This window comes from Micromonospora sp. NPDC050686 (assembly GCF_040654475.1).
Taxonomy (GTDB): Bacteria; Actinomycetota; Actinomycetes; order Mycobacteriales; family Micromonosporaceae; genus Micromonospora.
This window is the reverse complement of sequence record NZ_JBFAID010000036.1, coordinates 35,222-49,100: the sequence shown is the minus strand read 5'-3', so window position 1 is coordinate 49,100 and position 13,879 is coordinate 35,222. Positions and strand designations below refer to the sequence as shown.

The 13,879-nt window shown below is 64.5% G+C and carries 11 protein-coding genes and 1 pseudogene; 3 read left to right on the top strand and 9 right to left on the bottom strand.

From position 1 onward, the window contains the following. The first annotated feature begins 101 nt into the window (after positions 1–101). Positions 102–1,309, top strand: a protein-coding gene (locus AB0H57_RS21725; protein ID WP_357509135.1) for an IS3 family transposase whose coding sequence is annotated in 2 segments (ribosomal slippage) — positions 102–399 and positions 399–1,309 — 1,209 coding nt in all. Because the reading frame shifts where the segments join, the coding sequence is not laid out codon by codon here. Between the two features lie 45 nt (positions 1,310–1,354). On the opposite strand, the gene AB0H57_RS21720 is transcribed toward AB0H57_RS21725, so the two are convergent. The 5 genes from AB0H57_RS21720 to AB0H57_RS21700 form a co-directional block, all read right to left on the bottom strand. Next, on the bottom strand, positions 1,355–1,543 hold the full coding sequence (locus AB0H57_RS21720; RefSeq protein WP_357509133.1) for a hypothetical protein: 189 nt from the start codon (positions 1,541–1,543) through the stop codon (positions 1,355–1,357). A gap of 160 nt (positions 1,544–1,703) precedes the next feature. Beyond that, a complete protein-coding gene (locus AB0H57_RS21715; protein ID WP_357509131.1) occupies positions 1,704–2,927 on the bottom strand; it encodes a glycosyltransferase family 4 protein in 1,224 nt (407 codons plus the stop codon). Between the two features lie 158 nt (positions 2,928–3,085). Then, positions 3,086–4,600 carry a GMC oxidoreductase gene (locus AB0H57_RS21710; protein WP_357509129.1) on the bottom strand — a complete coding sequence of 505 codons (1,515 nt, stop codon included), beginning with the start codon at positions 4,598–4,600 and terminating at the stop codon, positions 3,086–3,088. A gap of 56 nt (positions 4,601–4,656) precedes the next feature. Then, on the bottom strand, positions 4,657–5,499 hold the full coding sequence (locus AB0H57_RS21705; RefSeq protein ID WP_357509127.1) for a TauD/TfdA family dioxygenase: 843 nt from the start codon (positions 5,497–5,499) through the stop codon (positions 4,657–4,659). 103 nt (positions 5,500–5,602) lie between these two features. After that, the gene (locus AB0H57_RS21700) at positions 5,603–7,159 is read right to left on the bottom strand and encodes a glycosyltransferase (protein WP_357509125.1); all 1,557 of its coding nucleotides are present in this window, start codon (positions 7,157–7,159) and stop codon (positions 5,603–5,605) included. Between the two features lie 478 nt (positions 7,160–7,637). On the opposite strand from AB0H57_RS21700, the gene AB0H57_RS21695 reads away from it, so the two are divergent. Both AB0H57_RS21695 and AB0H57_RS21690 read left to right on the top strand, forming a co-directional pair. Further along, positions 7,638–7,865, top strand: coding sequence for a hypothetical protein (locus tag AB0H57_RS21695; protein WP_357509123.1), 228 nt, complete (start codon positions 7,638–7,640; stop codon positions 7,863–7,865). 182 nt (positions 7,866–8,047) lie between these two features. Further along, positions 8,048–9,115: a glycosyltransferase family 4 protein gene (locus AB0H57_RS21690; RefSeq protein WP_357509121.1), complete on the top strand. Its 1,068-nt coding sequence runs from the start codon at positions 8,048–8,050 to the stop codon at positions 9,113–9,115. Positions 9,116–9,520: 405 nt separating this feature from the next. On the opposite strand, the gene AB0H57_RS21685 is transcribed toward AB0H57_RS21690, so the two are convergent. The 4 genes and pseudogenes from AB0H57_RS21685 to AB0H57_RS21670 form a co-directional block, all read right to left on the bottom strand. Then, positions 9,521–10,513, bottom strand: a complete 993-nt coding sequence (locus tag AB0H57_RS21685; protein ID WP_357509119.1) for a LacI family DNA-binding transcriptional regulator — start codon at positions 10,511–10,513, stop codon at positions 9,521–9,523. 167 nt (positions 10,514–10,680) lie between these two features. Then, positions 10,681–11,903: pseudogene (locus tag AB0H57_RS21680) on the bottom strand (IS701 family transposase). Positions 11,904–12,070: 167 nt separating this feature from the next. Then, positions 12,071–12,931, bottom strand: coding sequence for a hypothetical protein (locus AB0H57_RS21675; protein WP_357509117.1), 861 nt, complete (start codon positions 12,929–12,931; stop codon positions 12,071–12,073). Next, the gene (locus tag AB0H57_RS21670; RefSeq protein ID WP_357509115.1) at positions 12,928–13,878 is read right to left on the bottom strand and encodes a 3-oxoacyl-[acyl-carrier-protein] synthase III C-terminal domain-containing protein; all 951 of its coding nucleotides are present in this window, start codon (positions 13,876–13,878) and stop codon (positions 12,928–12,930) included. The genes AB0H57_RS21675 and AB0H57_RS21670 overlap by 4 nt, the downstream gene beginning before the upstream one ends. Position 13,879 lies beyond the last annotated feature (1 nt).

Sequence of the window (13,879 nt, the reverse complement as noted above, 5' to 3'; positions counted from 1 at the left end):
CTGCGCGGCGAGGACCGCGATGCCCTCGGGAGTTGCCCCCTGGTCCTGGACACTTGAACCTTGGATCGTGATGGTCCGGGGAGATCAGGAGTCCCTGACAGATGGTGAACAAGCACTACCCCGCCGAGTTCAAGGCCGACGCGGTCGCGTTGTACCGGTCTCGGCCAGGAGCGACGATCGCGCAGATCGCTGACGATCTCGGGGTCAACCGGGAGACGTTGCGTAGTTGGGTCCGCGCCGATGATCAGCGTCGGGGCGCGACAGCCGGGCCGGCGGCGTCGGCGAGGCCGCCGGCGGCCGGCTCGGTGGAGGACGAGAACGCCGCGTTGCGGCGGCGGGTCCGGGAACTGGAGGAGGAGCGGGACATTCTGCGGAAGGCGGCCCGGTATTTCGCCGGGGAGACGCGCTGGTGAACCGCTTCCAGTTCGTCGCCGACCATCAGCAGCGCTACGGCGTGAAGCGGTTGTGTCAGATCATCGGGGTGTCCCGCTCGAGCTACTACTACTGGCGCTCGGCCGCAGAAGCGAGGGCCGCCCGGGAGGCCGCGGATGTGGCTCTCGTGGGCCGGATCCGGGCGGTGCACGCCACTCACGACGGCACATACGGAGCACCACGGGTCACCGCCGAACTCCGCGACGCCGGCCTGGCGATCAACCGTAAACGGGTCGCGCGGGTGATGCGCCGCTTCGGCGTGCAAGGACTGCGCCTACGGCGGCGCACGCGTACGACGGTGCCGGATCCGGCCGCGGCGAAGGCACCGGACCTGATCGGCCGGGACTTCACCGCCACCGCCGTCAACCAGCGCTACGTCGGTGACATCACCTACCTGCCGGTCGGGGAGCGCGGCTTCCTCTACCTGGCCACCGTCCTGGACCTGCACTCTCGGCGCCTCGCGGGCTGGGCGATCGCGGATCACATGCGCACCGACCTGGTCATCGACGCCCTCCGCGCGGCGCTGCGCACCCGGGGCAGCCTGCACGGGGCGATCATGCACACCGACCACGGAGCCCAGTACACCTCCCGGGCCTTCGCCGAGGCCTGCACCGCAGCCGGGATCCGGCAGTCGATGAGCGCGGTCGGTAGCTCCGCCGACAACGCCGCCGCAGAGTCGTTCAACGCCACCTTCAAACGCGAGACCCTGCAAGGCCGCCGCGCCTTCACCGACGAACGCGAAGCACGACTGACCGCGTTCCGCTGGCTACACCGCTACAACACCGTCCGACGCCACTCCCGGCTCGGACAACAGCCACCGATCACCTACGAGAAGAGCCCCCGGCCAGCGCCAGCTACGCTGGCTCCGGCCGCATAACCCCGTGTCCAGGATCAGGGGTCAAGCCCCCTCGGCCACGTACCGTTATGCGGTGGCCCGAAAGACGCCGAACCCGGCACCCAGCAGCGTCTTGTCCTCGGCCTTGCGGAACCAGATCAGCACCAGCAACGCCTGGTGGAAGCAGGTCAATGCCCGTGTCCCACGTCGGGTGCCCCGGACACGCCGCTCGGCGGCGAGCAGGCGGGCGAGGTGGCGCACCAGTTCCCTGGGCACGTCGACCAGGCACGATAGGCAATCACGTGGAGCCCTCTCGAAGACGCGGTTTCTGTCGCAAGAACCTGTCTATCGATGGCTCCACGCCTGTATCGAGCACCGTCCGAACTGACCCGATACGCCCGTGTCGATCAGATTCAGCCCACGCCTCTCGCTGAGATCACCTCAATGGACGCGTCGCGCCCCTCAAGGTGGAAAGGACACCCTCCGCCACGGCGTCGATGCCGGGAACCGTCGTCCTGAGAGACTGCACGATCTTCACCGGCCATGGCTCGTGGGTGAGGACTCGTCTCGCCCCCTTCTGCCGTAGGCGGCTTCGTTCTTCCTCAGACAGTCCGAGGATGTGGTCGATGACCTGGGCAAGATGGACAGGATCGTTTGGCCGATGGAGAAAGCCGTCCATGCCATCGGTCACTTGTTCAGCCAGTCCGCCGGAGTCGGCGACGACCAGCACGGCGCCGCCGTCCCGGGTGAGAAGCCGTGATTCCATGGGGATCAGGCCCCATGGCTCTCTCTCGGCTGACAAGGAGCAGACCTTGGTGCGTCGCCACTGCAACAAGGCAGCCATCAATTCACGGTCGAACGAGGTCACGAATGTAGCGTTGACCCCTAATGCGGCGGCAATCTTTGGCAGTTCGGGCAGTGCGGGCCGGCTCATGATCACCGCGTGTGCCGTACCTCGGAGTCTGGCTGCAGCCCTCAACAGCATGTCGTGGCGTTTATACGGCACGGCACGGCCGAACGTAACCAGCAGGTCACGATCCACGGGGATGTCGTGTCGGGTCAGTGCAGCGGCGATTTCGGCAGGTGAGCGTTGCCGATACCAGGGGTCGGTCGTATCCACCCCATTTTCGGCAGGAACGAACGTATCTGGGTCGGCGCCGTAGTCGCTGATCAGGTGATTCGACATATATTGGCTGATGCTTCCAAGCCGTACCTTTGTGCTGATCTTTGCCCAATGTATCGGGAGGGACTCCACCATCAGGCGTTCGGGGTTTGGCAACGGCATTTCGTGCATAAAGGCAGTGGCGTGTGAGACGTATATTGCAGTGATGTTCACTTTAGCGGCTGCGGCCTGCAGCGTGGCATAAACCGGGGCGAGGGCGAAGACCGGCTCATGGCAGTAGGCAATTAAGACGTCGTAATTGCCGGCCATCTCTATCAGTCTGCCCGCCAGCGCCATCGACGCGATTCGCCAGCTGCGCGGCTCGCCGAGGCCCGGATCTCCCCAGGTCGAGTCGGCGCCGAGCCCGATGGTTCCGTTGGGAACGACGGAGAATGTGCCGCCCATGGTACTGATGCGCTTACGGTACTCGTCGTGGGCAGATTCGTCGTACTCTGGATGGGTTGGCAAATAGGCTATCTCGATGAAGTGCGGAGTCAACTCCACTCCCCGACGAGCCAATTCTGCTTTTACGGTGGGGAGGGACGCGATCTGACCCCGTATTGCGGTACCCACTCCACCCACGAATATTTGCACACCCTCGAAGGCCGCATGTACAACACCAACTCGAAGTCTTCCGCCGCCGTCCCCGCCGCTCGTCATGCGGTCAGGATGGCGGCGAGGCGTCTGGCGAGGGCTAGAGTCGTCAAGGACGGATTGGCCGCCCCCTGTCGGGGAAAGATTGATACGCCGATTGCGAAGAGATCCCGGACCTTTTTGAACTCGTGGTTTTCGTCGATGACGTGCCCGAAAGCGAGGGTCCCCCCTTCGTGTTCTTCAGTGCCCAATGGGCTCGCCCATGTTGTTGGGCGGCAGTGATGAACGGCGCGGTCGTGGTCACGCATATCTTCGTGCATCGACCGCAGGGTCCTTTTCGGCGAGATGAAGTCGAAGTCGAAGTCCAATGGATTGGATGGCAGATCAAATTGCGTACACCAAGCGGACCAGAACTCCGCAAGCACTCGTCGCTGTGCCGCTACCGTCCGCGTGTCCTCCGGCGAAAGGCCAGTGGAGATCGCCACGTGCCATGGCCAATCTCCATCAGGCGTGCAGGTGACAACGCCTGCTGTTGAACGTTCCTGCTCGGCGGTGACCCACGCCTCCATCTCGATATCGCCCGATTCAGCCGTCTCGAGTTGGATAAATAGATTCGACCGTGAGGCGCTGGCGCCGTTCATATAAAGAAAGGCTCCGTCCCGGGCGCGTGATACCAGCCACGGTGGAAGGTCGGCGGCTGCGACGGTCGCATTGAACCCTTGCACAATATGGTCGAACAGTCCCGACAGGGACGCCGAATCCGGCTCTTCGCTAGCGTGGAGCGTCTGGATGGCCAGGCGGGTGTTCTCCACGGTCGCCGCCGCGAGGACTGTCTTGGACGCGGTAACGTGCTTCTCCTCGCCGGTCAGCCGATTCCGGACGACAACGCCATCCGCCCGCCCGTCGGTTGTGAGCACGCCTATCACTTTGACGTCGGGAACCATGCAGACATTGCTGCCCGCCGAGCGTTCAATCCAGTGGGACAGCGGTGAGTAGGCTTCCCAGTGTTTCGATTCGACCGCTGGCCGCCGTATCGAGCGAGGCGGATCAATAAAGCGGAACCTGCCTACGCATATCTCGTTGTTCGCGGTCGACGGAGTTGCCCGGCCCCACGCCGCGAGATCCGCCTGGACCCTAGCATAGAGCGACGGACCGTCCCGCCATGAATGCGTCAGATCCCGGACCACGGAGATCGGCCATGCCGGATCGCTCAAGGCGAATTCCTCAATAGGGAGCAGTACCCCGTGCCAGTAGAGGGACCGGCCCCCAAGTCGCTGCCTGATTCCTGAGCCCACTGAGAAGTGAGGCTCAGCACTCGATTCCCAGGACCGGACGAAGTACGGGTCGGACCGTTCGTCGGTCCATAGCCGGTCGGCTACCACTGGGTCGTTCACCGTGTACACGTGCTGAAGGTCGTGCCCGGCGCCGGCCTCTAGGACGAGGACACCGTCGGCGCCAGCTAGGTCCAGATGCTTCGCCAGTTCCAAGCCGGCGAGCCCGCCCCCGACAATCAGGATCTCTGCTTGGCGGGGCAACTCGTCCCAGGTCCGCAGGACGTCTGAGTTGAGTGTTGTCATCGATCTACTTCCCGTCTCCGAGGGGCGAGGCCCCGCTTCTACGGCATCGGTCGCCGTCAGCGCAACGTTGTCGATGTCTGTGCAAGATGACCGAAGGGGTCGATGACCCTGTCCTCAGTCCCGCTCCGGAAGCCTCGGCTGCGGCGGAGGTCTCGGACCACGGTGAGCTTCCGCATCCAGCGGTCCGTTCCGTCGTAGCGGGGGCGGAACCCACCTCGGCCGTGTAGGGCGCGATAGTTGTCCACGACCAGAACGTCGCCCTCCGCCAGGCGGATCTCCACGGCGTTCTGCCTTAGCAATGTCGCGAGCGCCGTGAGGGAGTCTGCCGCCCGCGTGTCTCCCGGAGACGCGCGTGTATACGGGAGGTCGATCCGCAAGTAAGGCGATTCGCGAGATCCAAACAACAGTGGCCTTTTTCGGTCAGGGTCTTGAATTGTTCCGTCGGCCACTCTACGCAGGTGCTCGGAGTCCGGCGCGATGAGAAATCGATCGGAGAAGAGGGTGTCGAGGTCTACGTCGCCGAAATCCAGACCAACGGCTGATGTGATCAGGTTGGGGACACGATCGACATTCCTGAGACACAACAGGGCCAGAGCGTCGCAGCGTTCGTCGCTGAAGCAGTCTTCGATATGAAGCTCGAGGTCGGCTTGGCTGCCGTGTCCTGTTTGTTCGTTCTCTTCGCCTGGTACGGGCAGAATGTCATTGAATATACGACCGTCTTGCAGACTGGCCCAGCCCACTGGTTCGCCGAGGTAGGAGCTTACGACGGCGAGCCAAAAGTCCTGGCGTGATGTGCTGCCGGGATCGCGCTCCTTCCAGTGCCGGGGAGTCGGGCAGGCGGGTTCTCCGACCGGGCCGTTGCGTATCACGAGGGCGGCGATGGATTCCCCGTATCGCATCTCGTTCAGCGTGCCTCGCAACTCAGCCGGCAGCTGTGGAACGAGATCGGAGAGCTGCCGCAGGAAGAGGGGGGCGTCAGCCGAGATATATGTCTGACATATCTCATCGAGGATCGCCGAGCATTGCCGTCTGGCTTTCCCCGTGAGTGTCAACTGCGCGATGCCCTGACGTATCTCCTTGGCCGACGCTGAGCCGTAGACCATCCATGTGCTCCTGTCGCTTCTTGTTCTGGCTGGTGGGTAGCTGGCGTCTAGAGGCCACTGCCTCGGCCATCTCACGGATCAGCAGACGCCATGGTTCTGGGTCGAACGAAGCCGTTACCTGTTGCTTCTGGGAACGTAACGCCTCTTGAACTGCGAGATCACCGCTGGCCTGCTTCGCCATGAGATCCAGGACTTCAACGGCGGCTTCCATCATTCCCTCTTCGCCTTCGATCTTTACGCAGTTGCTGCTACCCCCGTAGATGTCCTCAAAGCAAGCATAATCGGAAATCGCACACGGGACTTCTGCGATGGCGGCGAGTGCGGGACCGAGGCCGACGCTTTCCACGCCGCGTGTACTGGGGGTGAAGAGAACAGCGCCATTGCTGGCCCGACACAAGCGGAGGAGGTCGACCTCATCAAGGCGCCAGTGCCCGGCGGCGTCTTTGTGACTCGATAGGGGAACTCCGTCCAGGAACACCACGTCGTCCTGGACGTCCAGATCCCTGACGTGGGACAGCAGTTCACGGGCGTAATCTGGATCTTCATCGAGGCTACCGAATACCAGGAGGTGCGGGACCGGGGCGTTTCGGGCCACGCAGATCTCCCTTATTCGTGCGAACAGGGAGACTGCTATCTCCACTCCCTTCACGCGGAACACGCGTACGGGAACGAGTAGAAGTGGTCGTCCCGGTTCGAGCGAGTGCCGAGCCGCGAATTCTTCATGCCGAACCTCGAGCGGGCCCACCTTGACAGCTGGCAGAACGTTGGGCGTGACCCTCGCCTTAAGTGGCGTTGGATACTCGCCAGCCTCATCCGCGAGCCCTTGGGAAACGACAGCCCAGAGGTGGCATGAATGCGAACCCGGCAACGGTGTGAATCGATTTGGCTGGGGAGGGTAGACGCGAACTCCCTCCTCTATTACTGCATAACTGCCGAAGAGGTCATGGTCCCAGAAAAGAACTCCGCCAGGCCGCGTTGGACCCCATCGCTTCGCCGCCGCCCTATGCAATGCCAAAGTGACCGGTACCGCATCGGACAGCGTCATGTTGACAGCGCACACCCAGTCGACTTCATGCTTCTCGAACCAATCAGTGAAGTATTTCTCGTAGGGTGCGGCGATTTTTTCTATCAACTGAGTGAGACTCTGGCACTCGGCATGATCGAGAGAATCCGCCCGAGCTACCGCACGGCGTATCTCGGTCAACTCCCGAGCAACGTCGGAGCGCGCTTCTGTCAATGGTACGGCGTTGTTGACGATCATCCAGTGCGGATAGCTGACGGATTCGCCCCCGTCAGGGAAGAAGTGCTTCTTGTCGGGTCGCCATGAAAAGCCAAGATCTGCGATGATGGGTAGCTCAAGTTGATCGTTTTGAAGCTCCGCCTCCACGACGTTCCTGAATATGGTGAGCAATCCACTCACCGCGAGCCCATCGCCACACACCAGTGCCAGCCTCATTGGCATTGTTCATCTCCGCAGGAATAGGGGTCCTGAACAACGGACGACGTCGGTAAGTGCACCTGCTGTGCATTTGCGCAGAGATGCAGGACGCCCTCGACGTCGAGTTACCTAAATCGTGCCAAGCGGCCTCTCGTCTAGGTGCGAACTGCGTCGTATCATGCTTGTTCAACAAATGACTACGCGCTCGTTTTAGCTGTGTTGTCGTAACGCTAGACACCCAATTCATTGAGCTGTTCTCGGCAAGGAGTGGAGGCAAGATTAGGCCGACACGGGCATGACCGTCCGGATCGGCAGTGGTAGACCAAGGGTAAAGGCGCCGATAGGTGAGGTCTTAACCGCAGAACTCATCTACGGAAAGGACTCCGCCCCGTGAATGCCAATCATGCCATGCTTGACGGGCCCAGGAAACTGATCCGCGCCCATGTCCCGACCAGATGGCCGCCGAGCGCCGCGCACGCGGCGCCAGGCGCTGCTGGTGCTGGTGTGGATCCGCAAGGGCGGAGACGAGACCGGCTCGGCGGCACATCTGGCCGGCGAATCGCTGCGTCTGGCCAGCCAGAGCATGCACGTGCAATGCGGCGCGCACGACTTCGCGGGAGAGTGCCAGGCCCGTCGCCGCCGCTCTCGAGAGCGAGCTGCGGCACCCGGCATATTGGTGTCCAACCGCCAATGGCGCGCAGTTGAACGGCTCGCCCGACATTGACAGAGGCGACCCCTACGACTTGAGTGGAGGTCGGCTTCCTATGGGCTCCTATTAGGAGAGACGATGCCTGTTCGTATGGTGCCAAGGGTTGGATCCGGCCTCGCCGCGGCGGTTTTGGTTTCCGGGCCGCTCGTCATGGGCGCCGCGACACTCACCGCCGACTGCTGATCGAGGAGCTGACGTTGCCGTTGAAGATCGCGATGGCCGCACCGCTGAGCACCCCCGTACCGCCCGAGCGTTACGGGGGAACCGAGCGGGTCGTGAGCGTGTTGACTGAGGAACTGGTTCGACGGGGACACGACGTGACGCTGTTCGCAAGCGGCGACAGCCGCACCGCGGCACGGCTCGTGCCGGTGTGTGAAAAGGCGCTCTGGAAGGTGGCGGACGAGGGAGCGGAACGCCTCTTGCGGGTCGAGACGCTGGCGATGCTCAGCGACATCTACCGTCGGGCCGGCGACTTCGATGTGATCCATGCGCACACCGAGGAGGAGTTTGCGCTGGCATTCGCACGGCTCACCCACACGCCGACGGTGCTGACTTTGCACGACCGGCTGGACCTGAAGCCGTTTCTGTGGAGCTGCGAACGGCTCCAAGCCGCCGCATTGGTCAGCGTGAGCATGGCACAGCGGCTGCCGGTGAGGCATCTTGATCTGCCGTGGTTCGCTTCCGTCCACAATGGTATTCGGGTCGAGAAGTATCCGTTTTTCCCTGAGCCGGGCGAATACCTTGCGTTCGTGGGCAGGATATCGCCGGACAAGCGCCCCGACCTGGCGGTGCAGGTAGCGCGGGAAACCGGCCTGCCCCTCAAGGTGGGCGCGGCCGTCCACTCCGTCGACCTTGAGTATTGGCGGGACGAGATCAACCCGCTCTTCCGCGCGAACGATGTTGAGTTTCTTGGCGAGATCAACGACGAGGAGAAGGCCGTACTCTTCGGGGGTGCGCTCGCTACGCTCTTCCCCAGTGACTGGCCGGAACCGTTCGGCATTGTTATGCCGGAGAGCATGGCCACGGGCACGCCGGTCATCGCGCTCGACCGCGGTGCCGCGCGCGAGGTCGTCGAGCCTGGGGTGAGCGGGTTCATTTGTCAGGGTGTCGAGGAGATGATCCAGGCGGTCGGCGTGGTCGGCCAACTCGACCGAGCTCTCTGCCGCAAGCAGGCGCTGCGCTTCAGCGCGGAGCGTCTCGCCGACAGCTACGAGAATGTCTATCACGCGGCCGTGGTTGAAGCTCGCAGCTCGGCTGCCGCCTGACACTGCGGTTCCGACGGAACAACCCGGAGGCCGACTGTGGCGGGATACCGCTACTTCCCGAGCCGCGACGACCTGCTCACCGCGCTGATCACCGCCATGGACCCGGAAAGCTGATCCTGGACGTGGCCGGCTCCCCGGCGCCGTATTGCTGTCAGTACGGCGCTCGCCCTCTTCACCGGGCTACTCGCGGGGCTCCCCCCAACATGCGTTGGGGGAGAGGCAGCCTCCGACCTGGGCGAGGAGATCCCGCCGAACGGACAGATCACCGAACCCGAAGTGCCGCCGGCCCCAGTCGTGGTCCACGCGCGGGTCCGCTCATCCCGCACCCAGCGGGCCGCCCGCGGCGTGAGTCCGTCGCGCCTTGATCACCGTCCGCCACTAACCCCGCTCAAGTTCGAAGAGCCCCTATGCGCCGGCGCGGAGCACGATCCGTGGCTTCAGCATGACCTGTCGCACCGGCATGCGGTCCTCGCCTTCGATCAGACCGGTGAGGATGTCGACGCAGTGCGTGGCCGCGTGGGCGATTCGCCGGTCGACTGAGGTGAAACCGAGAGCTGCGGCCAACGGTGTGTTGCCATAACCGGTCACCACCGTCGCGGGCGCGGCCGCCGCGCACGCCCGCAACGCGCCGGCCGCTAGGCTGTCGCTTCCGCAGACGATGGCGGTCGGCGGGCGGGGAGTGCCGAGTAGGTCGGCCGCGGCTCGCTCGCCGTGAGCGATGCCGTTCGTCACCCTGCGCTCAAGCCCGACCAGTTCTTCGCCTCCCTCTAACATGGATTGCGCCCAACCCGTGCGCCGCGCGCTTTCGCCGTTTGTCGCGTCGTCGGCCCGGTCGACGAAGGCGATTCGCCGATGGCCAGCCAGAAACAGGTGACGGGTTATCTCCGCGACGCCGGCACTGTCGTCGAAGTCCACCCAATGGCTATGCCTGAGGCCATCTGGCGGTCGGCCGAAGGCGACGAAGGGCACGTCGCTCTCGACTAACCATTCGGTGCGGACTTTCCAGTGCCGGGTGCTGGATAACACGAATCCGGCCGGCCGGTAAGAAGTTTGAAGATCTTTGTAGGTGTTCAGTTCGGTTGCACCGTGCATCATGAAATGGAAGCTCGACCGCTCGGCGGCCTGGACTAGACCTTCCAAAAACTGGCTGGATTCGATGCGATCCGCGTCGTGGTCAGTCTTGTCGATTAGGACTGCCAGCAGGCGCGAGCGCCCCACCCGGAGGGTGCGGGCCGCCTCATTGGGCTGATATCCCAGGGTGGCGATAGCATCAACCACCCGCTGGCGGGTTTCGTCTCGGACCAGGTGCGGCGCGTTGATGACGTTGGAGACGGTCTGTCGGGACACGCAAGCAATATCGGCGACCATGTTGATGGTTGCCCTGCGCGTTGCCACCATTTCGCCAGATTACCAGTAGCGTCGGCCGATGTGTGGACGAACTGGTCGTGGTCCGGGGCAGAGTCTCGACCAACGCATCGGCCTGCGCTTGAGCTTCCCCGCTTTGCCTGCTGCCGACTGATGCAGGGTCGGTGATAGGTGACTAATACTCCAGCCGGGGATTGTGATCACGGCTCGGTGAGGGCTTGCCGGGCGTAGTGGCTGGTCATGGCTTGTGCTTGGTGATGGCGTCTGCGGATGGGCCAGGGGAGTGGTCGCAGGGGCGGCGGGCGGTTTCGATGATCAGGATGTCAAACAGGTGGCGTAGTTCGTTGACGGTCAACGCGTTCAGCTCGGTCGGGTCGGGTTGACTGCGGTGTGTGGTGGCGGCGAGGAAGGCGTGGGCGAGGATTGCCAGGGTGGTCCAGCGGTGCCAGGACGTCCAGTGGCGGTTCTGGTGCTGGTCCAGGCCGAGTCCGGTTTCGTGGCTTGGAACGACTCTTCGATCTTCCAGCGGCGGCCGGCCACTGCGACGAGGTTGTGTAGCGGGACGGCCTCGGACGCCCGGCAGCGGTAGAAGGCCAGCTCGCCGGTGCGGCGGATCAGCAGCCAGTGGTGCCCGCCGTGCGCGTCGGCGGCGTGTGGCAGTGCGGTGAAGGACCAATCGTAGTAGCGGTGTCCCTTGGCACCTCGACCCGGGGGAGAGCCGCTGCCAGGCGGTGGCGGGAAGACCGGCGGCGTGGGCGTCGACGCGGTAGGCGCCGAGGCCGGTGACCTGATGAGAGCAGGCCACGGCCAGGACGTAGCCCCGTCGCAGCTGACGGAGCTGGGCGGCCAGGCGCGGATCGATGCCGTAGGCCTCGTCGCCGGCCACCCATCGACACGGCAGCCCGGCGGTGACCGCTGCCGTGATCATCCGAGACGCCAGCTGCGGCTCGGTCGCGAACCGCACCTGCCGCGGGATGCCCGCCTCGGCGCGGCGTTCGGCGTCGTCGCACCAGGATTTGGGCAGGTAGAGCGCCGTTTCGAGCATCGCGTGCCCAGCGTCGGTGACGTAGACGAGGTGCACGGCGACCTAAGTTCTCGATCTTCTCGGCGGTGCCTGAACACTGCCGCTGCACCCCGACGGTGCGCCGGCCCTTCTTCAGATCACCCGTCTCGTCGATGATCAGCACCGCCTCGGCGTCGCCGAAATGGTCTCCGACGAACTCGCGGACATCGGCGCGGACTTCGGCATCGTCCCACTTCACCCGGGTCAGCAGGTCCTGCACCCGTCCGGACCGGTGTCACCGGCATGCTCCGCGATCGTCCAGCAGTTCTTCCGCGGCAACGGCGCCAGCAAGCCCCGAACCAAGCCATGCATCCGACGGCGTGGGCCCGGCCTGCGGAAACGTTGCCCGACCGTCAGCATCAGGTCGTCGAACAACACCCGCCACCGCTGGGGCGTCTGCCCTGTATCCGGCAGCCACGGCTGCATCATGGTCAGGCCGTCCATTATCGACGGTGGCTGCCCTCGTTCCCGCATCGCATCGAACGGCAGCTCAGCCAAGGTCAACAATCCCGGCTGAGTGCTAACGCTCACCTGCTGCCGGTGACCCGCACCGGCGGCCGCCACCACAAAGGCCGTCCCCCGATGACGCTCTTGCACCGAATCAGGCCCCAGCCTGCCTGGTCGTCCGCGCGCGATTGCACGACGATACGGTCTCCGCCGCGCAGCCGGGGATTCCCCAGCGCGCGGTGGAGATCCAGCCAGCCGCCGCAGGCACCCGGTCCCGTGAACCGGTAGTCGACGTTCCCCGACGACCCTTCCGTGCCGCAGCCGAGAACCTCCAGCGGTCCTGTCGCGCCGAACCGCAACGCGACGGCCGACAACCGCTCAGGTAAGCGATCCGCTGCGACGAACTGAGGTTGGTCGACGATGATCACAGTCGCTCCGACGCGCGGATCAACCCACCACGCCAGCATGTCCAGGATCGCGGTGCCGCCACTGCAGCCCAGATGGGTGACGCCGAGTTCTTCGGTGACGGGCCAGGCTAACTCGTGCACCAGTCTGGGTAGGAGCATCGCGGTGGTGTCGCGGTCAGCGGTTGCCTGGACCAGCAACAGGGGCTGCGGCTGCCGGGGTGCGCCGAGCGCGGCGAGCGCGGCTTCGGCGATCTCGGTGCCGTCGGCGCGGACCGAGAGCATCCGCAGAACCGGCTTCGGGATGTCGATGTGCGCGGCCACCGAGCTCAGGAATTCGATTACGACTGCCGCCCAGCCGGTCCCCATCCGCTCGATGACTTGTCGCAATTCGGCAGGCGCACGTTCGGCCCACTCATCGAGGACCTCCCACAACTTTTCGGGGTCGGTCGGGAACTCCCCCACAGGCAGATACGGCGGACCGTCCTCGACGGCGACCGCCATCGCCTCGACTGTCAGCTCGCTCTCGGTCTTCATAGTTCGGGCAGGACCTCCACGACGGTTGCCTGGAAAAACGCTCCCTGGCCGACCGCGACCAGCAGACAGCGCTGGCCGGGCACCAGCCGGCCGGAGTGGTCCGCGTGCTGCAGCGCCGCCAAGGCGTCGATGCCGAACATGTGCCCCAACTCGGGAAGCAGGTCGAGATAGACCTTGTCCAGGTCAAACCGCAGCGCCCGGCAGACGTTGCGCCACATCACCGCGTTGGCCATGTGCGGCATGATCCAGTCGACGTCGCAGCGCTTGAGTGCGGCGCTTGCCAGCGCCGCGTCGATGACCTTAACCACGTTCGACGTGCTGGACGCGCCGAACTTACGCACCTCGTCTTCAGTCATCCTGGCGTTTCGGTGAAAGCGCGTGTCCCGGCCCGCGGCAGTGCCCAGAAATCGGTACCGCCCGGCGTCGCACCGCATCACGAACGCAGCCGCGGCGTCGCCACAGACCGCGTACGGGGGTATCACCCGCAGCGTGCCGGCCATTGTTCCCTGATCGCCGCCGAGAATCAGCACCGCCTCCTCGCGGGCCGCGCCGGGACGGACGAGATACCGGCGGGCGAGATCGGCTGCACGCAGCACCGACGTGCACCCGATCCGGGAAATCCCGTATACCGGTACGTCGGCGGCAAGGCCGAGCCGGCCACGGGCCATGGGCCCGAACTCGTCGCGGTGCCCGAATGGCTGGAGGAGCAGCGTGTGCCCATAAAGGACCATGGATGGACGGAGGTCGCCGAGTGCCTCCCGCCCGGCGTCGAGGATGAGGTCGATCATTCGATCGTCGGCAGCAAGGCGAGGACTCTTTTCGAGCTTGAGCACGCGGCTCAGCAGCCGCTGGTCGATCGCCGGACCGCGGCTGCGCGCGACCGCCTCAGCCGCCAGGTCACGCTCGGTGGGCACCCGCATCGAGATGCGCGACAGCGCGACGGCCATG

Coding starts and splice junctions, on each gene's coding strand:
- AB0H57_RS21685 (WP_357509119.1), bottom strand. CDS start 10,513: ATGGTGGCAACGCGCAGGGCAACCATCAACATGGTCGCCGATATTGCT.
- AB0H57_RS21705 (WP_357509127.1), bottom strand. CDS start 5,499: ATGCGATACGGGGAATCCATCGCCGCCCTCGTGATACGCAACGGCCCG.
- AB0H57_RS21670 (WP_357509115.1), bottom strand. CDS start 13,878: ATGGCCGTCGCGCTGTCGCGCATCTCGATGCGGGTGCCCACCGAGCGT.
- AB0H57_RS21700 (WP_357509125.1), bottom strand. CDS start 7,159: ATGAGGCTGGCACTGGTGTGTGGCGATGGGCTCGCGGTGAGTGGATTG.
- AB0H57_RS21675 (WP_357509117.1), bottom strand. CDS start 12,931: ATGAAGACCGAGAGCGAGCTGACAGTCGAGGCGATGGCGGTCGCCGTC.
- AB0H57_RS21710 (WP_357509129.1), bottom strand. CDS start 4,600: ATGACAACACTCAACTCAGACGTCCTGCGGACCTGGGACGAGTTGCCC.